Raw genomic sequence first — 20,541 nt, 5'->3', positions numbered from 1 at the left:
TGATGCCCGTCCCTTGCTCATTATGCCTACAGCCAACGTATAGTAAGTATATCACTAATGTCGGATGCGCCCAGTCATGATCCACCCGCCTGTAACTGCGATCACAGCCCGGAGACCTGATGGAGACCTTTCGCGGGCCCCGTTTTCCCGGCGATGGCGGTGCGCTGTCCTGCTGCTTCTCGGGTTCGTCCTGATCGCTCCGGCGGCACCGGCGGGCGCGACCGACAACGGTCCGTCGACGGCCTGGACGGCGGCGCTGATCGCCGTTCCCCCGGTTGGCGGACGACGTCTGCCGATCTTCGGGCGCTGGCGCGATTCCTTCGTCCAGCGCGCCGTTCAGGAAATGCCCGAAACGGTGAGGCTGCCGGCGGTACTGTTCATGCACGGCTGCGACGGGATCGGCGGCGAAGAAGAGGCCGCGCGCATCCTGTTCATGGAATGGGGCTACGCGACCTTCATTCCCGACAGCTTCGCCCGCGCGGGCCGGCGTTCGAACTGTGCGACCGCCGACTTCGCGACCTCGCGCGCACCGGAATCGCACGACTACCGGCTGCAGGAACTGGCCTATGGGATCCAGGCGCTGCACAGCCTCTCCTGGATCGATCATGACCGGATCTTCGCCTATGGATTCAGCGAGGGCGGCATGGCGGTCGCCCGCTACGAGGGCAACGGCCTGTCCGGTCGCGTCATCACCGGCTGGCACTGCCGCGGCATCGGCCCCTATGACGGCATCGGCGCGCCGCGCGATACGCCGCTGCTGGCCATTCTCGGCGACCGCGATCCCTGGTATGCCGCCAAACCCGGCGAACATTGCGGGCAGGTCTTCGATGGCCGGGCCGACGCGGAATCGATCATCCTGCCGGGCAACGGGCACGCGATCCTGAACTCGCCCGACCTGGCCAACGCGGAACGGGCACGCAAGGCGATCCGCACCTTTCTCGACGGCCACTGACGGTCGCGAAGATGCCGGGCTCAGGACCCCGGCGATTCTTCGCCCGCCTCCGGTTGCCTGTCCGCCCGGTCTTCATCGGCGGCCGGTGACTGGAGCGCGCTCAGCACGACACAGGCTGCAAGGTCGCCGGTGACATTCACGACCGTCCGCGCCATGTCGAGGATCCGGTCGACGCCCAGTATTAGCACCAGCCCGGCGCTCGGAATTCCGAAGTCGCCGACAATATTGGCGAGTATCACGATACTGACACCAGGGGTCCCCGGCGCCCCGATCGACGAGACCACCAGCGTCGCGACGATCACCCCGTATTCGGCGGGGCTGAGCGCGACCCCCGACATCTGTGCGAGAAAAACAACGGCGACCGCCTGATAGAGCGCGGTGCCCGCCATGTTGACGGTGGCGCCTAGCGGGATGACGACACCGGCAAGGTTCTGCGGCACGCCGAGACCGGCGACCGCGGTCTGCATCGAGACCGGCATCACCGCCGCCGAGGACGAGGTCGAGAAGGCAAGCAGTTGCACCGAACCGATGGCCTTGAGAAAAGTCCAGGGAGACTGCCGGGCCATGATCGCGACGAGGACCAGATAGAGGGCCAGCAGCAGGATCAGCCCGGCCAGCACCGCCAGGACATAGACCGCCATTCCGGCGACGGTCGCGATGCCGACCTGCGAGACCAGCCTGGCCATGAGCCCGAAGACTGCCCAGGGGGCGAGGAACATCGCCCAGCGGACGATCGTCATCGCGACCTCGAGCAGGCCATCGAGAAATCGCAGGAAGCTGCCAACGCGGGCCGGGTTTGCCTGGCGGCAGGCGATGCCGGTGAGCACCGCGAGGACGACGATCGCCAGCATGTCGTGCTCGGTGATCGCTTTTGCTGGGTTGCTCGGGATCAGGTTGGCGATCAGTTCCGGGGCTCGTCTCGGGACCGTGCCGGCACTCCCCGGCGAAACCGTTCCGTCAGTCGCGATCGCGCCCAGGTCCACATAACTACCGGGCCGCAACTCGACAGCGAGCCAGATGCCGACGATGGCGGCGAGCGCCGTGGTGGCGACGACGAAGATTGCAAACCGGAACCCGGTCTGGCGCAGCGCCGCCGAGTCGGGTGTGCCCGTCAGCCCCTGGATGATCGAGACCAGTACCAGCGGCACCAGGACCATCGCGATCAGCCCGAGGAAGATCGCACCGGGCACCGCCAGCCATTCGCCGATGATCGCCGCCAGATCGCGCGGCACCAACGCGAGGCCGGGACCCAGCAGGACACCCACGGCAACGCCAAGAACGAGCCCGGCGACGACCTGCAGCCAGAGCCGTCCGCGCACCCAGATCCACAGCCGGCCACGCAACAACTGCAGGCGCGCACCGCCCTGCACCAGTTCGGGGGCAACGTTGACCATCCAGTGTCCCTCGTTCGGCATTGGTCGCGGCAGGATATTTCTGCCCACCAAACTGTCCGTCTGAATCCGGGGCGGCCATGCGGAATGATGCACCGTCCCTTCACAACTCCCGTATTGTCGGGGTTTCGAAGGCGACCTACCTTGATCTGAGACAAACGCCCGCAGGGAGTTGGATCCGGCTGGCGTCGTTCAGGAGGAATCCAGATGAGCAACGTCTTCCACCGGAGCTGCCACGGCAGCCTGCCCGTCGCCGTCGGTGGCGAGGGCGTCTACCTGATCGATTCAACGGGCAAGCGCTATCTCGACGGCTCCGGCGGCGCCGCCGTGTCCTGCCTCGGACATGGCCATCCGGCGGTGATCGAGGCGATCCAGAAGCAGGTCGGCTCGCTCGCCTTCGCCCACACCGGCTTCTTCACCAACGAGCCGGCAGAGGAACTGGCGACCTTCCTCGCCGACCGCTCGCCCGGCACGCTCAATCATGTCTATTTCATTTCCGGCGGCTCGGAGGCGGCGGAAGCCTCGCTCAAGCTCGCCCGGCAATACATGCTGGAGATCGGCCAGCCGAAGCGCTGCCGCTTCATTGCCCGGCGCCAGTCCTATCACGGCAACACGGTGGGCGCGCTCTCGGTCGGCGGCAACATGGCGCGCCGCGTTCCCTACGCGGAGATGCTGATCGACGTCGCCCACGTCTCGCCCTGCTATCCCTATCGCGACCAGGGCCCGGGCGAGAGCGACGCCGATTATGTCGCGCGCCTTGCCGCCGAACTCGACGCGGAAATCGAGCGACTCGGCCCCGAAACCGTGCTCGCCTTCGTCGCCGAACCGGTGGTCGGCGCGACGGCCGGCGCGGTCGCCCCGGTGCTCGGCTATTTCAAGGCGATCCGCGAGGTCTGCGACCGTCACGGGGTGCTGCTGATCCTCGACGAGGTGATGTGCGGCATGGGCCGGACCGGCACGCTCTTCGCCTGCGAACAGGACGACGTCATCCCGGACATCCTCTATACCGCCAAGGGGCTCGGCGCCGGCTACCAGCCTATCGGGGCGATGTTCGCGTCGGAAAAGATCTATGGCGCGATCCGCGACGGCTCCGGTTTCTTCCAGCACGGCCACACCTACATGGCGCACGCCGCCGCCTGCGCCGGTGCGCTCGCGGTGCAGAAGGTGATCGAGGGGGACGGACTGATCGAGAATGTCCGCCGCCAGGGTGACACACTGGACGCGGCCCTGCACGAGCGTTTCGGCAATCATCAGCATGTCGGCGATATCCGCGGGCGCGGTCTGTTCCGGGCGATCGAGCTGGTTGCGGACCGGGCGAGCAAGGCGACATTCGATCCGTCGGCCCGGCTGGCGACGCGGATCCGCGCCCGGGCGATGGACGAGGGACTGGTCTGCTATCCCGGCAGCGGCACGATCGACGGGCGCAACGGCGATCATGTCCTGATCGCGCCGCCCTTCATCATCCGCGAGACCGAGGTCGCGGAACTGGTCGACAAGCTCGGCCGCGCCGTCGACGGCGCGCTCGCGGATGCCGCGGCCTGAGTGGTTCCGCGAAAAAGACCCGCGAGCGCCTTGCGGCGCCCGCGGAAAGTTGTAGAGATCCGGAGAAGAGAAAGGCGGTCCGGCCGCCCGCCGGCCCATACGCAACGCGCTGACGGGACGACCGGACCAATGCGCCCTAAAGCTACGCGGCGCATGAACAGCGGGATCGGCGGATCGCAAGGATCGATTTGCGGCAGATCCGAAGCAGGGCCAGGCGGGGGGGGAGGTCAAGTCCCGTGCCTCGGTACGCCGAAGCGCCATTCACTATTCAGTGAGCAGTTATATCGGACGATTGTGAAGAAATTGTGAAGCCGCGCGACATTCCTGTTCGGTGCTGTCGCCGCGCCCGCGACCGCCGATTCCCTTGCGGAAGGCACAATATTGCTGTGCCCTCCGCCCGGCGGCATATTAGACTGCAAGGGAAGCTCAGCGCCCGTCCGGCCATGAGGGCGACGGGTCACCAGCGTCAGAACGCAGCTGGAACCGCCTGCGTCACAAGGAAACGAGAGCCATGCCTGCCGCACCGAAAAGGGCGCTCGAGGCAATGCAGGGCGCATTGTGGGAGAATTACGGCTACCTCGCCGGTTTCGGCGGGGTCACCGGTGGCCTGAAACGGATTCTGCTGCCGCGCCCTCGGATCGCCAGCGCCGACGAACTGGCCGACTACCTGATCGCTACCGCGGCCCGGGTGGCGCAGAGTTCGGTGCGCAGTTATTTCCGCGCCCGCGCCGGCTTCAGGGCGCCGCCTTCGCTCGGCGACGCGGAGTTCCGCGCGCGGCTCGAGTCGACCCGGTGGGAGGCCTACGCGGTTTGCCTCGCCGATATCCTTCTGATTGCCGAGCGGGAATTGCGGGTCGCCCAGGGACGACCCAGGCGGGGCCTGCTCGACTGGCTCCGGACCGTGCATCGGAACGGTCTCGACAGTTATCCCCTGCCCGTCGAGCGCGCCGACCGGGCAGCCCGGCACAGGGCCTTCGTCGACCGCCTTGCCGCGGCCGCCGATATGCCGCCCGACAGCACCGACGCCATCGCGCGCCACGCCGGCCAGGCGATCTTCGACAACATGCCGGAGTACGAGCGGAGCGATGACACGCGCCGCCGCCGCGACGCAGCGGTCATGATCAATTCGGTCCGCTTCCGCATGCTCGCCTTTGCCCGCGACATGGAAGAGGTCGTCGACTGTGCCGGCATCGTGCTGCCGGCCGCGCAGACCGTCGACGACATCTGACGCGGCGCCGCTTCGGCTCCCTGCACGGTGGCCGCGCCGGCGGCACCCGCCGCGCCGTTCAGAGCCGCAGCATCGCCGCCATGTTGGCCCAGATCGCCTCGGCCACGGTTTGCGTCGATGGTCTCTTGCGCTCCCGCAATGCGGCCTCGATGACCGCCCAGAGCCCGCCCATCGCCTGCACGGCGAGCAGCCGGTCGGGCGTTTCCGCGCCGATCAGCCCGACCCGGCGGGCGCGGCTGAAATTCTCCGATGCGAGCGCGGCATAGCGACCGCGGGCCTCGATCTCGGCCGCCTGTACAAGCGGGCCGCCGGCAAGGCCGCCGAGAACGAAGGGGGCGAGCGGCGCGCCGAAGAGGAATTCCACGACAAGTCTGACGCGGCGGGCTTCTCGGCTCGCCCATTCCCCTGCCGGCAGGGGATTGATCGCCATCGCCGCTTCGTCCAGCCGCCGGTAGAAACGCTCGACCACCGCCGCGACCAGCGCGTCCTTGGAATCGTAGTAGTGATAGCTCAGGCCGATCGAGACACCGGCCCGACGGGCCACATCGCTGATCTCGCAGTCACCTTTTCCGTCGATCAGCGCGGCTTCCGCCGCGTCGAGGAGCGCGCCGCGCGTCTCGGCTTTCTTGCCGCTTTTCCCTGTCATTGCTCGTCCGCCCTGTCGACGTGGCGACAAACGCGTCACACCGGTTACGACCGGCTCCGTGTGTCCACGGGATCGCGACGCAATTGTCGAATAATATTCCACGGATGGCGATCGACGTCATTAAGTAACCAGATGGTGATCGCCAAAAATCTGCAATATAGATATCACGAAATGGCAATTTCGCCATTGCGGAGCAGAATCCCCTCGCCTAGTGTCGAATCAGTGATGTCTGTCCGGTTGCCCTGCGTGCGAAGCGTGGCGTGTCGAGGTGCGATATGACGATAGCGATTTTTGGTGGTGGTTGCTTCTGGGGTGTCGAAGCGGCTTTTCGGAGCATCGAGGGCGTGCAGGGGACTACGGTCGGCTTCTGCGGCGGCTCGACCTCGCATCCGAGCTATTCCGATGTCTGTAGCGGACGAACCGGCCATGCGGAAGTCGTGCGGATCGACTATGATCCGGACGAAATCAGCTATGACGCGCTGCTCGACATCTTCTGGAATTGTCACGATCCCAGCCAGAAGAACCGGCAGGGCCCCGATATTGGACCGCAATACCGCTCGGTGATCTTCTGCAAGGACCAGGATCAGCGCAAGGCGGCGGAGGCGTCGCGGGCCCGACTGCAGGCGTCCGGTCGACACGGCGAGATCGCCACCTCGATCGAGATGGCAAGCGCCTTCTGGGTCGCCGACACGACGCATCAGCAATATTTCGAGAAGCACGGGATCGCGGCCGGGCGACGCTCCTTCTAGGATCTCGCCGGCGTCAGCTCTCGGGATACTCGCGAACGATCGAATTGCCGAGGCGGCCGATCACGTCGATGGCGCGCAGCGCGTTCTCGTCGCTCGGCGGGATCGGTCCCGGAATGACCCGGATGTCGGCATAGACGGTGTACTTGCTCGTCCGCTGGGTCGAGCCGCCGTACGGAAAGCCGGTCGAGAAGCCGACGCCGATGCCCGACCGTGACGGGCAGCAGCCATAGCCGTAGTAACCGAACCGGGGATAACCGCCGAAGGTGTTGTATTCGCGCGTTTCCTTCTCGGTTTCCTTGGTGACGATGACGAAATACTCGTTGCCGGAATTGAGCGTCACCTCGGCCGCCCGGTAGAGCAGGTAGTTCTCCACCGTAACGCGATCGGTCAGGCTGTTGCCGGAGAAGCTGACCCGGAAGCGGTCCTCGGCGATCTGTTGCTCGCCATAGCCATAGCCGTCGGCTTCCGGCTGGTAGGCGGTCGGATGGCCGCAGGCGGCGAGCAGCAGCAACAGGCCGCCGGCCATCGCGGCGCGCCAGGCACGCGGGACGCTCCCCCGCAAGGTTCGATCGGCATCTGTCATGGAACAGAGATGCGCATCGGCGGCCCGGCTTTCAACGTGACCCCGGTCACGAGGTCAGCAGGTCCTCGAGCGCGGCGAGCCGTGCCGCCTCGTCCGGTCGGCGCCCGGGCCGAATGCCGACCACGCTGGCGCCGCGGAGCTGCAGCCCGGCGCGGCGACGGGCGGCCCGCTCGACACCGTCGAAGGCGAGTTCGAGAACGAGCCCCCTGTCCCCCTCATGCACGACTTCCCGGACCGGGCCAAAGCGGGCGATGACATTCTCCCGCACGAAGCCGTCGATCGCGTCGAGATCCGCCGCGTCCGGGGCGACCGGGACGGCGCCGATCGGGACCAGCGCACCGTCCCGCCAGACGCCGACGGTCAGGTCCGCATGGACCGTCGACAGCGCCCCCTGCCCCCGCCGGGCATACATCAGCACCGCATCGATGCGACGGCGCGCCCGTCGCCAGCAAAGCCAGGCCGGGGAGTGTCCGGGTTCGTAGGTGCTGTCGAGCCGCTTGCAGACCAGCCCCCGGGTACCGGCCGGCGGGGCCTGTCGAAGGCGGTCGAGCGCGCCCCGGTCCGCGAAGGCGAGCAGCGGCGAGAGCGTGAGGCGGCCGTCGGCGCCGCCGTGCCGGGCGAGCCAGTCTTCCAGGCGGGCGCGCCGGTCCCGGAAGGGCAGCGGGCGGAGATCCTCGTCGCCGTCGAACAGCAGATCATAGGCGCGGATCGTCGCCGGGAGCTCGGCGACCGTCCTGGCGGTGACGGTCTTCCGCCCGAGCCGCCGCCGCAGCGCGTCGCGGGGCCCGATCACACCGTCCGTCCGGATCGTCAATTCGCCGTCCAGGGTGCCTGCGCCGTCCGCAGCCGCCAGCAGGTCCGGAAAGGCGGCGGAAATGTCGTCGCCCGCACGGTCGTAAAGCCGGGCGTCGCCGCCATGGACGACGAGCTGCACGCCGAGCCCGTCCCACTGCCATTCGGCGGCAAACAGCGCCGGGTCCAGTGCGGCCGACGGAGCCGCCTCGAGCGGCAGCGGCTCCATCACCGGACGATAGGGGGCGGCGAAGTTGCTGCGCGGCGGCCCGGCCTCGCCCTCGAGCCAGGCGAACAGCCCCGCATAGGGCGGCGAGAGGCCATGCCACAGTTCCTCGATCCGGGTTTCGCTGACGCCGCCGAAGCGGGCCAGCGCCGCGCGCACAAGGCGTGCCGGCACGAGTGCGCGCCGGCGCGTCCGTCCACCGGCCAGCCGCAGCAAGACCCGCCGGGTCACCGGGTCGGCGCGATCGAGCCAGCCTGCCAGCAGCTCCGGCAGGTCGCCGGCCCCGCATTCGGCGAGCCCCGCGACGATCTCGGCCGGCCCCGGCGGCCCGCCTGTCGCAGCTTCCGCGGTTGACGGCCCGGGCCAAAGCAGGGCGACGGTTTCCGCGAGATCGCCGACATAATCCTCCGACAGGCCGAGCAGCACCGGGTCGACCCGCGCCGTGAGCAGATCCCGGAGGCGGGCGGGGGCCAGCGCGGGCGGACGCACGGCGCCGGCGAGCAATGCCAGCGCGAAGCCCCGCTCCGGGTCCGGTGTCGTCGCCAGGTAATCCCGCAGGCGGCGGATCGTCGCCTCCCGTTCGGGCCCGTCGGCGAGCCGTTCGGCCAGTTCCGCGAAGGCGTTCACGGGACCGCCGCGTCGATCGCCGGCGGCAGCGGCCCGGCCTCGATCCCGCGCAGCCGGGCATGATGGACGAGCGCCGCCTCCGCACCGTGCATGACCCATAGGCGGGCCGGCGCGACCTCGTCGATCGTCCGGGTCAGTTCGTCCCAGTCGGCGTGATCGGAAATCACCAGCGGCAGCATCACGTTGCTCCGCCGGGCACGGGCCCGGAGGCCGAGCCAGCCCGAGGCGAAGACGGTCACCGGCGGCGCCGTGCGGCCGTCGAGCGCAGGCGCGAGGCGTTCAGGCGGGCCGATCGCGACAGCCCCGGCGAAAGCCTCCGGCGTCGCCCCGGCGAGCGACCGCAAGGAACCGAAGTCGTACCCGAAGCGGCGATAGACATCGACGATCTTCAGCACCGCGTCATGGCAATAGATCGGCAGGTCGTAACCGGCCGCGCGCAACAGCAGGATCAGGCGCTGCGCCTTGCCGAGCGAGTAGGCCCCGACCAGGTGCGGGCGCGCGGGGAACAGCCGGAGCGATTGCAGCAGCTTTGCCACCTCGCCCTCGGCCGGCGGGTGGCGGAAGACCGGCAGGCCGAAGGTCGCCTCGGTCACCAGGTGATCCGCCTCGACAAGCTCGAAGGGCGCTGCCGCCGGATCGGCCCGGCGCTTGAAATCGCCGGTGACGATCGCCCGGACGCCCCCCTTCTCGATCACCGCCTGGGCGCTGCCGAGGACATGCCCGGCAGAGAGCAGGCGAAGCGACACGCCGCCCAGCGCCGCCCTTTCGCCGTAGCGGAGCGCCTGCCGGCTGGCCGCGAAACGCGGGCCCATCCGCGCCTCCATGATCGCCAGCGTCTCGGCCGTCGCCAGCACGGCGCCGTGGCCGGCGCGGGCGTGGTCGGCATGGCCATGCGTGATCACCGCCCGCGGCACGATGCGCGTCGGGTCGATATGGAAATCGCCGTCCGGCACATAGAGCCCGGCCCGGGTCACGGTTAGCAACGGTTCGGCTGGCATGGCTTGATCCTCGTCCGCCCAAGGATAGGGCGGCCTTGTCCGCCCGCCAACGGCGGCGCATATCACGAAGTCTTAATGTCTGGCGGCGACCATCCCGGAAAAGGGAGCGATCCGCGCATGGCCGACGATTATGTGAGGGACTATCGCGAACGCGGCTTCGCCGTGATCCGCAACGTCGTCTCCGCGGCCGAGATCGCCGCCCTGGCGGAGGCCTTCGACCGGGTCCATGCGCAGGCCCTCGCGCACGGCGCCAACTACCGCGACGGCAATGTCTATTTCCGGCTCGGCCGCGACCCGGTGAACGGCGTCATTCCCCGTCTCGTGCAATGGCCGTCCTATTTCGACGACGTGCTCGCCGGATTCCGCATCGACCGGCGGATCGGCGAGATCATGGCGCCGCTGCTCGGCCGCGACATCAAGCAGATCATCAACCAGATGCACTGGAAACCGCCGGGCGCCGCGGCCGAGTTCGGCCTGCACCAGGACATCGGCTTCCGGCGCCCGCGCGAGGCTTACCGCAACCCGGCGACGAGCTACGTGCAGAGCGGCCTCGCCATCGATCCGCACGGGCCGGAGAACGGCGCGATGCAGGTCTATCCGGGCAGCCACCGGATGGGCGAGATCGCGCTCCCCGGCGACGGGCCGGTGATGCGGCGGACGCTCGCGCCCGAGGAGCTGACCCCCGCCGGCCTCGATCCGGCCCGGCTGGAGACGCTGGAACTCGCCCCCGGCGACCTGGCGCTCTGGGGGCTCTACATGCTGCACGGCTCCGGCCCGAACCGGAGCCCGACCGACCGGCGATTCTACCTGAACGGCTATGTCCGGGCGACCGACTGCGACCGTGGCGAATGGGCCTTCCGGCACGGCGAGCCCTGCCCGCTCGGCGCCCCGCAACTTGTCCACTACGAGGAACTCGGGAGCCGCCCGGGTCCCTTCTACGAAGCCTTCGAGTAGGCGTAAGGGCCAGCCGCCTGGGCGGGCGCTTCAGCGGATCGTCTTGAACAAGGCCGCATAGGGGCCGAGCCGCCGTTCCATCGCCTTCCGGTCGAATGCCTCGCTATCGGCGAGCACTTCCGGCAGCGGTCGCTCGTCGAGCTTGACGTCCGCGGTCAGTTCCGCTCGCGTCACGAGGCCGTCACCATCGCTGTCGAAGAGCTGCATGACCCGTTCGAGGCCGAGCGAGTCGGCGACCCAGATACTGAGCCCGATCGTCGCCTGATCCTTGCGATGCAGGCTTTCGCTGCGCGCCGCATACCAGTTGCCGACGAAGGCCCGGAGCCGGCGCGTCTCGGCGAGCGAGATCGCTCCGTCGCCGTCGGTATCGGCGAAGGCCAGGCCGCGATCGACGCAGTCGCCGGAGGGCGCGGTGCGGCAGAACTCGCGATTGGCGGCGAGGAAGCGGTCGATTTCCGCGGTGCCGGGATCGTTGGCGGTCGCCGCGGCGGCGGCGATGGCGGGAAAGGCGGTGGCGGCCAGCAGGAGGCGCGCGAGGTGTCGTTTCATGGCTGGAAGATAGGCTCGCCCGGCCCGCGCTTCAAGCGAGCGCGGCTCACGGCACCCGGCGCTCAGGCGCGCGGCGGTGTCCGCCAGTTGGCAAGCTGGGTTCGCAGCGCCGCGACGACCGCGAGCGGCTGGTCGAGCATGACATGGTGATGGGCGTCGGGAAGCTCGACGAACGGCCCGCGTCCGGCCATCAGCGGCTTCATGTGGGCGCGTACTTCCTCGGTGAAGAGCGCGCTCTTCTCGCCATGCAGGACGGCCAGCGGGATCTCGAGCGCCTCGATCCGCCCGGTCAGGCTGACCCAGAATTCCCTGGTGAAGGCCTCGCCGTTGAACGGCGTACCGTCGAACTTCCAGCTCCAGCCTCCCTCGACCCGCTTCAGCGAATGGCGCCCGATGTAGTCGAGGATATAATCGTTCGCGCAGGGCTGTTCCGGCATCAGCCGGAAGCGCGCCAGCGCCGCGTCGAAGCTCTCGTAGACGACTTTTCGGGTACCCCGTTGGGTGCCCCGCTTGCGCTGCGCATGCGGCGGCCGGATCGGCGAATCGACGATCACCAGGCCGGAGAACTCGGCCGGCGCGGCGTGCGCGGCGACCAGCGAGAGGAACCCGCCGAAGGAATGGCCGGCAACGACGGGGCGGCCGCCGGCGCCGGTCCGAGCCGCGACGGCGCGGATCTCGGCGGCGAAGCCGTCGGGCGTGTAGTTTTCCCGGTAGTCGCTGTCGCCCATGCCGCCCAGGTCGATCGCGCTGACATGGTAGTCGGCAGCGAAATATGGCGCGATGAAGCTCCACCAGCGGGCATGGGCACGGCCGCCGTGAACCAGGAGCAGGCCCGGCTTGTCCGGATCGCCCCAGGTCAGATAGTGCGTCCGATGGCCATCGACCGTGACCCAGTGCTGCTCATGCGGCGTCGACACGGCGGCGCGGAACCAGTCCGGCGCGATGGACAGCCATTTCGGCAGCATGGAGGGGCTATGGCGCATCGTCTCTCCGTTCACGAAAATGTCAGGCGACCCGTCTTAGCCCCTGCCCGTTGCACTGGCAAGGCGGCGCGGGTCGATCCGCGGCGGCCGGATCCGCCGGCGCCGTGCCCCGCGCAAGGTCCGGAAGGGATTCGTAAAATTTGCGTCAAATTGTATTAACCTGTTGATTTTATTGTATTATTTTCTTGACATTTGCCGGCGATCCGGTGAATGTAGCGGCATGAACAATGTCTATGACATAGCGCGTAGCGGAATGGCGGCAGCAACCCAGCGGCTGACCGTTTCGGCCGGCAATGTCGCGAACATCAACACCAGCGCACCGGTCGAGCGCGTCGGCGACGAGCCCGACGACGTCTACCGACCGCGGCGCGTCGAGCAGGCTCCGGCGGCCGGGGGCGGCGTGCAGACTTCAGTCCGTCTCCAGGATCCTCCCTTAATCTATGGTCCGGATGGCACTTCCGCCGCCGGCCTCCGGGCCTATCCGAATGTCGATCCGGTGCGTGAAGCGGTTGACCAGATGGTTGCCGTCTCGTCCTACAAGGCGAATGCCAGCGTGCTTGCCGCGCAGTCGAAGATCGACGAAACCCTGCTCGACCTGAAAAGCTGAGCGGCGTGGCCGGCGCCACGACTCTCCTTTCCCTCCCCGGACTTTAGTGGCTGACAGTGCCGCCCCGTGCCCATAAAGTGTCGTCGCACGCGAGACAGTGACGGCAACCGGGCAAGAGTAACAACAATGGTGGGGTCATACGGTCGCGGAGGCTGGAGCGGTGCCGGCATTCTCGCGGTGCTCGCCGTTGCGACGGCCGGACTGTCGGCGTCGGCCCTTGCGCAGAATCAGGGCCCCGCGGCGAACGCCATTCCCGAACAGGTGCCGATCACGGCCTTCGATGCGCGTGGCAAGGCCTATACCACGCAAGGCTGGTCGGACGCGGGGAGCTCGGTCATCGTCTTCGATCCGAACGACCTCGGCGCGCCGCCCGCGGTATCCTATGCCCCGCCCGTCTCCTACCCGCCAACCGCCAGCTACCCGCCGGACGCCGTCTCGCAGCAGGCGCCGGCCTATCCGGTCGCGGTTCCGCTGCACGATCCCTATGTGGTCAGCGATCCCTATGCCTATCGCCGCGCGATCGATCAGCCGCAGACACGGAACGAGACCCAGCCGGTCAGGCCGCCGGCGCCGGCCGCCCCTGTCGTCCAGACGGTCCAGCCCGCGCGAACCGCGCTGCTGCACGACCCCTACGTGATCAGCGATCCCTATGCCTATCGCCGGTCGGTCGGATCGCCGCCGTCATATTACGGCGCGCCGACGGTCATGGCCGAGGTCGCCGGGCCGGCCCCGGTCGAGAGCGACGTCGAGGGGCCGGCAATGCCGGCGCCCCGCTACATCGACGGGATATACGCGGTCAATACCGACTACCTGCTCGGCTATCCGAAGAACCTGTTCCGGGTGCTGTCGGCGCCGGTGCATTTCGACGGCGAGGACTGGCTGACCGCCGGGCTGGTCGTGGCTGCCGGCGGCGCGATGCTGTTCCTCGACGAGCCGATCCGGGATTTCTGGCAGGACGACGTCCGGAACGACGATACCGACAAGGCTGCGGACTATCTTCGCGAACTCGGCGAGTTCGACTATTTCCTCTACGGCTCGCTCGCCGCCTATGCGCTGGCCGAAGTCGCCGATACGAGCGGCGCGATCGACGCCCGGCGCGAGAAGTCGGCGGCGCTCCTGGCCCTGCAGAGCACCGTGCTGACCGGCCTGCTGGTCAATGGCGTGAAATACGCGGTCGGCCGCAACCGGCCGCCGGATGCCGAGGACGCCTTCGATTTCGAGGGGCCGTCGAAGGGCGATTTCAACGCCTCCTTCATTTCCGGCCACGCGGCCTTTGCCTTCTCGTTCGCGACCGTGCTCTCGGAAATCTACGGGCCGGACAATCCCTGGCTGCCCTATCTCGCCTATAGCGCCGCGACCGGCACCGCGCTCAGCCGGATCAACGACGACCGCCACTGGCTGACCGACGTCGCCTTCGGCGCCGCCCTGGGATACGCCGTCGCCAAGGTGGTGACCCGCTACAACCCGTTCCTCGAGCGCAACGGCATCGGCCTAGCCCCGCTCTACCGGGACGACGCCCGGGGCGTCACGGTCAGCCTGCGCTTCTGAGCGGAGGCCGCGCTCAGTCGGCGAGCGCCGCGTAACGCCTCAGGTGATGATCGACATTGCCGAACAGGGTCTCGATCATCGTCAGCCGCTTCATGTAATGGCCGACGGTATATTCCTCGGTCATGCCCATGCCGCCGTGCAGTTGCACGGCCTGTTCACCGACGAAGCGCGCGGCCTGCCCGACCCGGGCCTTGGTCGCGGCCGCGGCCAGCGCGCGTTCGCGATCCGGTCCGTCGAGCTTCATCGCCAGCATGCAGGACAGCGACTTGGCCTGCTCGGCATGCATGTACATGTCGACCATGCGATGCTGCAGGACCTGGAACTTGCCGATCGCGACGCCGAACTGCTTGCGGCTCTTGAGGTAGTCGTTGGTGATCTCGTTGGCCCGCTCCATCGCCCCGACCGCCTCGGCGGCGAGCGCCGAGATCGCCCGGTCGACGACCGCCTCGATCGCCGGATGGGCGCCGCCGACCGTTCCGAGCACTGCATCGGCGCCGACCTTCACGCCTTCCAGCGTGATGTCGCCGGCCCGGAAACCGTCCACGGTGCGATAATCCCGGATCGAGACCCCGTCGGCCCTGGGATCGACCAGGAACAGCGTGATGCCGTCACTGTCGCGGACATCGCCCGAGGTCCGCGCCGAGACGATCAGCCGATCGGCCACCCCGGCATGATAGACGACGATCTTCTTGCCCGAGAGCCGGTAGCCGTCGCCGTCCTTCTCCGCGGTCGTCCGCACGTCGGCGAGGTTGAAGCGCCCCTGCGGCTCGCTGTGACCGAAGGCAAGCATCAGCTCGCCGGCGATCATCGGTTCGAGGATCTCGGATTTCTGGGCGGCGCTGCCGGCAATTTCCACCAGGCCGCCGCCGAGCACCACGGTCGCCAGATAGGGTTCGACGACGAGGCCGCGGCCGAACTCCTCCATGATGATCATGGTCTCGACCGGGCTCCCCGCGAAGCCGCCCGAGTCTTCCGGAAAGGCGACGCCGAGCCAGCCGAGTTCCGCGAACTGCCGCCAGTTGTCGCGGCTGAAGCCGTCGGAGCTCGCCAGCAGCTTGCGCCGGCTCTCGAAGTCGTAACGGCCGTCGATGAAGCGTCGCAGGCTGTCCTTGAGGAGCGTCTGCTCCTCGGAGTATTCGAAGTCCATACTCCCCTCGTCCCTTCCGGCTGAGAAATGCCTCTAGAGGCCCAGCACCATCTTGGCGATGATGTTGCGCTGAATTTCGTTGCTTCCCCCATAGATCGTCGCGGCGCGCCCGTAAATGTGCTGCTGCAGTGCGCCGTCGCGATAGTCGGGGCCGATCGGCGGCTCGTTGCGCCGGGCGTCGTCTTCCGATTCCGCCTCGAAGGGGGCGGCGTAGTTGCCGAGCGCCTCGAGCAGGAGGCCGGTCAGCGACTGCTGGATCTCGGTCGCGCGGATCTTCAGCAGCGAGGATTCCGCGCCCAGCGTGCCGCCGCCCTGGACCTTCGAGAGCAGGCGGAGCTCGGTGAATTCCAGCGCCATCAGATCGACCTCGACGGCGGCCAGCCGGGCGCGGAACGCGCGATCCTCGATCAGCGGGCGGCCGTCGATTTCCTCCGCCCCGGCGATCGACTTGATGCGAGCCACCTGGCGTTTGGCGCTGGCGACATGGGCGATCCCGGTACGCTCGTTCGACAGCAGGAACTTGGCATAGGTCCAGCCCTTGCCGGGCTCGCCCACCAGGTTCTCCTTGGGCACCCGGACATCCTCGAAAAAGACCTCGTTGACCGAGTGCCCGTGATCGATGGTGATGATCGGGCGCACCGTGATGCCCGGCGTCTTCATGTCGATCAGCAGGAAGGAAATGCCCTCCTGCGGCCTGCCGCTGTCGTCGGTCCGGACGAGGCAGAAGATCCAGTCGGCGAGATGGGCGTAGGTGGTCCAGATCTTCTGGCCGTTGACCAGGTAGTGATCGCCCTGGTCCTCGGCCCGGGTCCTGAGCGAGGCGAGGTCGGAGCCGGAGCCCGGCTCGGAATAGCCCTGGCACCACCAGTCCTCACCCGAGAGGACGCGCGGCAGGAAGCGGGCCTTCTGCGCCTCGTTGCCGAAGGTGTAGATCACCGGTCCGACCATGTTGACGCCGAACGGCGGGATGTCCGGGGCCGCGGCCTCGCCCATGACCTGCTGGAACAGGTAGCGTCGGACGAGCGGCCATTCCGCGCCGCCGTAGTTCCTCGGCCAGGCGGGCGCCACCCAGCCCTTCTCGTGCAGTGTCCGTTGCCAGGCGGTCAGGGCTTCCTTGCCGACACCGAGCCCGCGCGCCACACGGTCGCGGATCTCGCCCGGCAGGTTGGCCTCGACAAAGGCCAGAACCTCTTCCCGGAAGGCGCGATCCTCGCTGCTGAAGGCAAGATCCATGGTCACTCCCTTGTCCGTCAGGCATCGTTTGCCGCCACGCACGGCCGCGCCCTCGCGGATCGTGGCGAAAGGTTAGGCCGCGGACGGATGGCTGGCAAGACGCCGTCGTCCGGGCACCGCGCCCTGTCCCGACCGCCCGCCGATCAGCGTCCGGCGGCGAGCGCGATGCACTCGATCTCGACCTTGGCGCCGATCGCGAGCGCCTTGACGGCAACGCAGGACCGGGCCGGCAGATGGGTGGTGAAGAACTCCCGGTAGACCTCGTTCATGGCCCAGAAGCCGTCCATGTCGTCGATGAAGACGGTGACCTTGATGACCTTGTCGAGCGAGCTGCCGCAATATTCCAGCACGCTCCGGATATTCTCCATGCATTGCCGGGTCTCGGCCGCGATGCCGCCCGGCACGACCTCCAGGCTGCCGGGGCGGTTGCCGATATTGCCCGAGCAATGCAGCAGCCCGTCGACCTCGACGGCGGAACAGAAGGGCAGGCTGTCCGGCAGGTCCGGCACGCGATGGATCTTCATGGCGGTCATTCTCGTCGTTTTCCTTGCGCTGAAGTGGCGGGTCGGCGCCGGTCAGTCAAAATGGCGAAACCGGGCATCGCCGTCGCGGGCGATCTGGGCGACCAGGCCGACCTCCCATTCAAGATATTCCCGCATCCGCTCCTCGATCCCGCCGGGCTGGTCGTACGGTTTCCGCCATTCGTCATCGGTTTCCGAAAGCGGCGCCACGAGGCCGGTCTCGAGCGGCCGGATGGCGGCGAAGGCGGCCGTTCCGCCGTCCAGGCGGCGGATGTCGCGACCGGGGACGAGGGCGGCCAGGTCGGCGGCGGCAAAGGCGACGAGCGTCGGATCGTCCGCCGTCACGACGACCGGGCCGTCGGCCGCGAGATGGGCCAGCGCCCCGGCCAGGCGGGAACGCGGTGTCCAGAGCGCGCCCGGGACATGGCCCCTGCGGTAGGCGAGCGAGGTTCCGACGTCGAGGACCGTCAGCGGCGATCCGGCGTCGATGCACTCGGCAAGCGCCGCCGGCATGATCGCCGGGACCTCCGGCGGCGCGATGTCGGGCGGGACCGGGCCCTGCACCAGGTCGCCGTCGAGCCCGCCCTTGAGCACCGCGACCTCAGGCCAGCCCAGGCGGATCAGCCATGAGGCGGTCATCGAGGCGCGCACGCCGTCGTCGTCGACCAGCATGATCCGGCCGTTCAGCGTGCCGACATATTCGTCGGTCGCCTGGACCAGCTGGCCGCCAGGTGCGTTCCGCGAGCCCGCCAGGTGGCCGGCGAGAAATTCATCGGGACTGCGGACATCGAGCAGACAGAAGCTGCGGACCTCCGCCTGTGCCTGCCAGGCCGCCAGCATTTCGGGTCCGACCAGGGGCACGCCGAAGCGGGCGCGGACCCGCGCGGCACGAGCCTGGGCGGCGGCGCGGTCGGCCGCGTCCGGCAGCGGCGCCACGCGGTCGGCGCCGCGCACCACCTCCAGGCCGGCCAGGTGCCAGCCCATGGTGCCGTTCTCCAGCGCCATGACGGGGTTCGGCAGGCCGGCGTCGATCAGCGACTGGGCGCCGATGATGCTGCGCGTCCGGCCGGCGCAATTGACCACGATCCGGGTCGTGTCGGAGGGGGCCAACGCGGCCCCGCGAAGCACCAGTTCGGCGCCCGGACAGTCGATCCCGCCGGGGATCGCCATGCGGTGATATTCCTCCCACGGGCGGCTGTCGAGGATCACGATATCCTCGCCCGCCGCGATCGCCTCGTTCAGCTCGCGGGCACTGATCCGGGGCGTCTCCGCGCGGCTCTCGACGAACTCGCCGAACGCCTTGCTCGGCACGTTGACCCCGGAGAACAGCTCGTAGCCGGCCGCCTGCCAGCCGGCCGCGCCGCCGGCGAGAATCCGGATGTCGCTGTAGCCCAGCCGGTCGAGCGCGACCGCGGCGCGAGCGGCGATGTCGTCATCCGCGGCACCGCTGTCGAACAGCACGATCGGCACCGAGCGCCGCGGCAGCAGCACCGGCGCGCGCCATTCCAGCCGGCTGAGCGGCAGCGACCGGGCGAAGAAGGGATGGCCGGCGGCGTGCTGGCCATGTTCCCGGACATCGAGGAAGGCAAGCTCGTCGCCCGTTCCGATTGCCGCTTTCAGCGCGGCAGGCTCGATCGTCCTCATGCCGGACGGATATCCGTATGCGCCGGGAAGATCTTCCATGCGTTGTCCTTGCCGCTCCAGTATTCGCGTTCGCGCAGTTCCTCGATCGCCCGGCCATACATGTGAAAATTGAAGGCGCCTTCGTCGCCGTCGATATGGATCGAATGCAGATCGTCGGGCAGCAACGCCACCCCCGCGCCGGCTTTGACCATGCCGCTGCCGGTCTGCTCGGCACCGTCGGCGGTGCGTTCATAGAACCGGTTGAGTTCCTGCCCCTCGATCCCGACGATGACCGCCCATGTCGTGTGGTTATGCACCGGCGAGCGGGTGCCAATGGTCGCCACCTGGGCATAGAGCGCGTAGCGGCGGTCGGGATCCTCGTGCAGGCGGTAGAGCCGCGAACCGCGCTCCGATCCATCCTCCGGCAGCGGGAAGTCGGATTTCGGGAACAGGGCCCGGCGGGCCGCCAGCACGAGCAGCTCCGACTTGACCGCATCGAGGGTTTCCCGGTTCACGCCCTCGGTCTCCAGCAGTCGCCTGATGACGCCGACGGTCTCGGCGATCGCGGCGTCGCGCTGAGCTTTCCGTTCCATGGTTCCCTCCTCCATTCTGGCGGAGAGAGTAGCCTCGCCCCGCACTCCCGGGCAAGCCGGCGCGGAGGCAGGGAGGCAACAGATCCCAAGGCCATTGCCCGGGGGCGGTCCTGTCCGCCATTCTGCGGTGCTGGAAGGAGGCGGCGACCGATGAACCGACATCCGGGAAACCCGATCACCGCGGATGACCGTGCGGCCTACGCGCGCGACGGCGTGGTCTGTTTGCGCGCCATGTTCGACGACGACTGGATCGATTTCATGCGCGGCTGGGTCGATCAGGCGATCGCCCGGCCCGGCCCGCATGCGGAGGATTACGCGAAGGGCGGCGGCCGCTTCTTCGGCGACCTCGACATGGCCCGGCGGCACGCCGGCTTCCGCGCCTTCGTCCACGACTCGCCCGCGGCGGAAATCGCCGGCCGGCTGATGGGCACGGCCAGGGTCAATTTCTTCTACGACCAGTTGCTGGTGAAGGAACCCGGCACGACAGAGCGTACGCCCTGGCACCAGGACCAGCCCTACTGGGCGGTGGCCGGACAGCAGGTCTGCTCGATCTGGCTGCCCTTCGATCCGGTGCCGCCGGAAAGCGCGTTGGAATATGTCGCGGGCTCGCACGACTGGCCGGAATTCAGCCCCTACCATTTCGCCGACGGCACGCCCTATGCCGGTACGGGGCTGCCGCCACTGCCCGACATCGAGGCCGGGAGGGAACGCCACCGGATCGTCAGTTTCGCCATGGAACCGGGCGACTGCCTGGTCTTCCAGGCGATGGTCGTGCACGGCGCGCCGGGAAACCGCTCGGGCCTGCGCCGGCGGGTGCTCTCGACCCGCTGGACCGGCGACGACGTCCGTTACTGCCTGCGGCCCGGCGAAGTGGCGATCCCGACCCGCGATCCGGGACTGGCGCACGGCGACGTCATGGACTGCGCCGATTTGCCGTTGGTCTGGCGACGGGGCGATTGACGCCCCCCGTGAACCCCTCGAACATTGCCGAATGCTAACGGACCGACTATCGTCGGAAACGCCGCGAAATGCCGGTTTCAGTACGGCGT

The 20,541-nt window shown here is 68.3% G+C and carries 20 protein-coding genes; 8 read left to right on the top strand and 12 right to left on the bottom strand.

Annotation, left to right across the window (positions count from 1 at the left end):
* Positions 1–64: 64 nt before the first annotated feature.
* A complete protein-coding gene (locus OCH7691_RS05065) occupies positions 65–952 on the top strand; it encodes a dienelactone hydrolase family protein (protein ID WP_085882285.1) in 888 nt (295 codons plus the stop codon).
* A gap of 20 nt (positions 953–972) precedes the next feature.
* Here the strand turns inward: OCH7691_RS05065 and OCH7691_RS05060 are convergent, their stop codons facing one another.
* Positions 973–2,394 (bottom strand): dicarboxylate/amino acid:cation symporter, encoded by a 1,422-nt coding sequence (locus OCH7691_RS05060; protein ID WP_139839515.1) that lies wholly within the window; start codon positions 2,392–2,394, stop codon positions 973–975.
* A gap of 156 nt (positions 2,395–2,550) precedes the next feature.
* Between OCH7691_RS05060 and OCH7691_RS05055 the strand changes: the two genes are divergently transcribed.
* Entirely contained in the window at positions 2,551–3,885 is a 1,335-nt protein-coding gene (locus OCH7691_RS05055) for an aspartate aminotransferase family protein (protein WP_085882283.1), read from the top strand.
* Between the two features lie 511 nt (positions 3,886–4,396).
* Positions 4,397–5,113 carry a hypothetical protein gene (locus OCH7691_RS05050; protein ID WP_085882282.1) on the top strand — a complete coding sequence of 239 codons (717 nt, stop codon included), beginning with the start codon at positions 4,397–4,399 and terminating at the stop codon, positions 5,111–5,113.
* Positions 5,114–5,171: 58 nt separating this feature from the next.
* Here OCH7691_RS05050 and OCH7691_RS05045 read toward each other — a convergent pair whose 3' ends face one another.
* Positions 5,172–5,759, bottom strand: coding sequence for a TetR/AcrR family transcriptional regulator (locus OCH7691_RS05045; RefSeq protein WP_085882281.1), 588 nt, complete (start codon positions 5,757–5,759; stop codon positions 5,172–5,174).
* A gap of 275 nt (positions 5,760–6,034) precedes the next feature.
* Here OCH7691_RS05045 and msrA point away from each other — a divergent pair, with 275 nt between their 5' ends.
* Positions 6,035–6,508, top strand: coding sequence for a peptide-methionine (S)-S-oxide reductase MsrA (gene msrA, locus OCH7691_RS05040; protein WP_085882280.1), 474 nt, complete (start codon positions 6,035–6,037; stop codon positions 6,506–6,508).
* 13 nt (positions 6,509–6,521) lie between these two features.
* Here the strand turns inward: msrA and OCH7691_RS05035 are convergent, their stop codons facing one another.
* The 3 genes from OCH7691_RS05035 to OCH7691_RS05025 form a co-directional block, all read right to left on the bottom strand.
* Positions 6,522–7,070 (bottom strand): CC0125/CC1285 family lipoprotein, encoded by a 549-nt coding sequence (locus OCH7691_RS05035; protein WP_176244921.1) that lies wholly within the window; start codon positions 7,068–7,070, stop codon positions 6,522–6,524.
* 67 nt (positions 7,071–7,137) lie between these two features.
* On the bottom strand, positions 7,138–8,736 hold the full coding sequence (locus OCH7691_RS05030; protein ID WP_176244920.1) for a cisplatin damage response ATP-dependent DNA ligase: 1,599 nt from the start codon (positions 8,734–8,736) through the stop codon (positions 7,138–7,140).
* Positions 8,733–9,734 carry a ligase-associated DNA damage response exonuclease gene (locus tag OCH7691_RS05025; RefSeq protein WP_085882277.1) on the bottom strand — a complete coding sequence of 334 codons (1,002 nt, stop codon included), beginning with the start codon at positions 9,732–9,734 and terminating at the stop codon, positions 8,733–8,735. The genes OCH7691_RS05030 and OCH7691_RS05025 overlap by 4 nt, the downstream gene beginning before the upstream one ends.
* Before the next feature lie 117 nt (positions 9,735–9,851).
* On the opposite strand from OCH7691_RS05025, the gene OCH7691_RS05020 reads away from it, so the two are divergent.
* Positions 9,852–10,688, top strand: a complete 837-nt coding sequence (locus OCH7691_RS05020) for a phytanoyl-CoA dioxygenase family protein (RefSeq protein ID WP_176244919.1) — start codon at positions 9,852–9,854, stop codon at positions 10,686–10,688.
* Between the two features lie 30 nt (positions 10,689–10,718).
* Here the strand turns inward: OCH7691_RS05020 and OCH7691_RS05015 are convergent, their stop codons facing one another.
* The gene (locus OCH7691_RS05015; protein ID WP_085882275.1) at positions 10,719–11,237 is read right to left on the bottom strand and encodes an EF-hand domain-containing protein; all 519 of its coding nucleotides are present in this window, start codon (positions 11,235–11,237) and stop codon (positions 10,719–10,721) included.
* A 62-nt stretch (positions 11,238–11,299) separates the two neighbouring features.
* Positions 11,300–12,220 carry an alpha/beta fold hydrolase gene (locus OCH7691_RS05010; protein WP_085882274.1) on the bottom strand — a complete coding sequence of 307 codons (921 nt, stop codon included), beginning with the start codon at positions 12,218–12,220 and terminating at the stop codon, positions 11,300–11,302.
* Positions 12,221–12,473: 253 nt separating this feature from the next.
* On the opposite strand from OCH7691_RS05010, the gene OCH7691_RS05005 reads away from it, so the two are divergent.
* Together OCH7691_RS05005 and OCH7691_RS05000 are read left to right on the top strand one after the other, a co-directional pair.
* Positions 12,474–12,827: a flagellar basal body rod C-terminal domain-containing protein gene (locus tag OCH7691_RS05005; RefSeq protein WP_085882273.1), complete on the top strand. Its 354-nt coding sequence runs from the start codon at positions 12,474–12,476 to the stop codon at positions 12,825–12,827.
* A gap of 126 nt (positions 12,828–12,953) precedes the next feature.
* Positions 12,954–14,375 carry a phosphatase PAP2 family protein gene (locus tag OCH7691_RS05000; RefSeq protein WP_085882272.1) on the top strand — a complete coding sequence of 474 codons (1,422 nt, stop codon included), beginning with the start codon at positions 12,954–12,956 and terminating at the stop codon, positions 14,373–14,375.
* Between the two features lie 13 nt (positions 14,376–14,388).
* Here OCH7691_RS05000 and OCH7691_RS04995 read toward each other — a convergent pair whose 3' ends face one another.
* The 5 genes from OCH7691_RS04995 to OCH7691_RS23165 form a co-directional block, all read right to left on the bottom strand.
* On the bottom strand, positions 14,389–15,522 hold the full coding sequence (locus OCH7691_RS04995; protein ID WP_085882271.1) for an acyl-CoA dehydrogenase family protein: 1,134 nt from the start codon (positions 15,520–15,522) through the stop codon (positions 14,389–14,391).
* A gap of 33 nt (positions 15,523–15,555) precedes the next feature.
* Entirely contained in the window at positions 15,556–16,755 is a 1,200-nt protein-coding gene (locus OCH7691_RS04990; RefSeq protein ID WP_085882270.1) for an acyl-CoA dehydrogenase family protein, read from the bottom strand.
* Positions 16,756–16,898: 143 nt separating this feature from the next.
* On the bottom strand, positions 16,899–17,288 hold the full coding sequence (locus OCH7691_RS04985; RefSeq protein ID WP_217807804.1) for a Rid family detoxifying hydrolase: 390 nt from the start codon (positions 17,286–17,288) through the stop codon (positions 16,899–16,901).
* A 42-nt stretch (positions 17,289–17,330) separates the two neighbouring features.
* On the bottom strand, positions 17,331–18,920 hold the full coding sequence (locus OCH7691_RS04980; RefSeq protein WP_085882269.1) for a rhodanese-like domain-containing protein: 1,590 nt from the start codon (positions 18,918–18,920) through the stop codon (positions 17,331–17,333).
* Positions 18,917–19,492: a cysteine dioxygenase family protein gene (locus OCH7691_RS23165; protein ID WP_176244918.1), complete on the bottom strand. Its 576-nt coding sequence runs from the start codon at positions 19,490–19,492 to the stop codon at positions 18,917–18,919. The genes OCH7691_RS04980 and OCH7691_RS23165 overlap by 4 nt, the downstream gene beginning before the upstream one ends.
* A gap of 150 nt (positions 19,493–19,642) precedes the next feature.
* Here OCH7691_RS23165 and OCH7691_RS23160 point away from each other — a divergent pair, with 150 nt between their 5' ends.
* Positions 19,643–20,452, top strand: a complete 810-nt coding sequence (locus OCH7691_RS23160; protein WP_176244917.1) for a phytanoyl-CoA dioxygenase family protein — start codon at positions 19,643–19,645, stop codon at positions 20,450–20,452.
* The last annotated feature ends 89 nt before the right edge of the window (positions 20,453–20,541 follow it).

The organism is Oceanibacterium hippocampi, assembly GCF_900172325.1.
In the GTDB taxonomy this organism is placed as follows: domain Bacteria; phylum Pseudomonadota; class Alphaproteobacteria; order Sneathiellales; family Sneathiellaceae; genus Oceanibacterium; species Oceanibacterium hippocampi.
The sequence above is the reverse complement of the archived record's forward strand: the minus strand, read 5'-3'. Positions and strand labels throughout refer to the sequence as shown.

Excerpts from the sequence above, each read along its gene's own strand:
- OCH7691_RS05065 (WP_085882285.1), top strand. The coding sequence starts at position 65 with ATGCGCCCAGTCATGATCCACCCGCCTGTAACTGCGATCACAGCCCGG.
- OCH7691_RS05055 (WP_085882283.1), top strand. The coding sequence starts at position 2,551 with ATGAGCAACGTCTTCCACCGGAGCTGCCACGGCAGCCTGCCCGTCGCC.
- OCH7691_RS05050 (WP_085882282.1), top strand. The coding sequence starts at position 4,397 with ATGCCTGCCGCACCGAAAAGGGCGCTCGAGGCAATGCAGGGCGCATTG.
- OCH7691_RS05045 (WP_085882281.1), bottom strand. The coding sequence starts at position 5,759 with ATGACAGGGAAAAGCGGCAAGAAAGCCGAGACGCGCGGCGCGCTCCTC.
- msrA (WP_085882280.1), top strand. The coding sequence starts at position 6,035 with ATGACGATAGCGATTTTTGGTGGTGGTTGCTTCTGGGGTGTCGAAGCG.
- OCH7691_RS05025 (WP_085882277.1), bottom strand. The coding sequence starts at position 9,734 with ATGCCAGCCGAACCGTTGCTAACCGTGACCCGGGCCGGGCTCTATGTG.
- OCH7691_RS05020 (WP_176244919.1), top strand. The coding sequence starts at position 9,852 with ATGGCCGACGATTATGTGAGGGACTATCGCGAACGCGGCTTCGCCGTG.
- OCH7691_RS05015 (WP_085882275.1), bottom strand. The coding sequence starts at position 11,237 with ATGAAACGACACCTCGCGCGCCTCCTGCTGGCCGCCACCGCCTTTCCC.
- OCH7691_RS05010 (WP_085882274.1), bottom strand. The coding sequence starts at position 12,220 with ATGCGCCATAGCCCCTCCATGCTGCCGAAATGGCTGTCCATCGCGCCG.
- OCH7691_RS05005 (WP_085882273.1), top strand. The coding sequence starts at position 12,474 with ATGGCGGCAGCAACCCAGCGGCTGACCGTTTCGGCCGGCAATGTCGCG.
- OCH7691_RS05000 (WP_085882272.1), top strand. The coding sequence starts at position 12,954 with ATGGTGGGGTCATACGGTCGCGGAGGCTGGAGCGGTGCCGGCATTCTC.
- OCH7691_RS04995 (WP_085882271.1), bottom strand. The coding sequence starts at position 15,522 with ATGGACTTCGAATACTCCGAGGAGCAGACGCTCCTCAAGGACAGCCTG.
- OCH7691_RS04990 (WP_085882270.1), bottom strand. The coding sequence starts at position 16,755 with ATGGATCTTGCCTTCAGCAGCGAGGATCGCGCCTTCCGGGAAGAGGTT.
- OCH7691_RS04985 (WP_217807804.1), bottom strand. The coding sequence starts at position 17,288 with ATGACCGCCATGAAGATCCATCGCGTGCCGGACCTGCCGGACAGCCTG.
- OCH7691_RS04980 (WP_085882269.1), bottom strand. The coding sequence starts at position 18,920 with ATGAGGACGATCGAGCCTGCCGCGCTGAAAGCGGCAATCGGAACGGGC.
- OCH7691_RS23165 (WP_176244918.1), bottom strand. The coding sequence starts at position 19,492 with ATGGAACGGAAAGCTCAGCGCGACGCCGCGATCGCCGAGACCGTCGGC.
- OCH7691_RS23160 (WP_176244917.1), top strand. The coding sequence starts at position 19,643 with ATGAACCGACATCCGGGAAACCCGATCACCGCGGATGACCGTGCGGCC.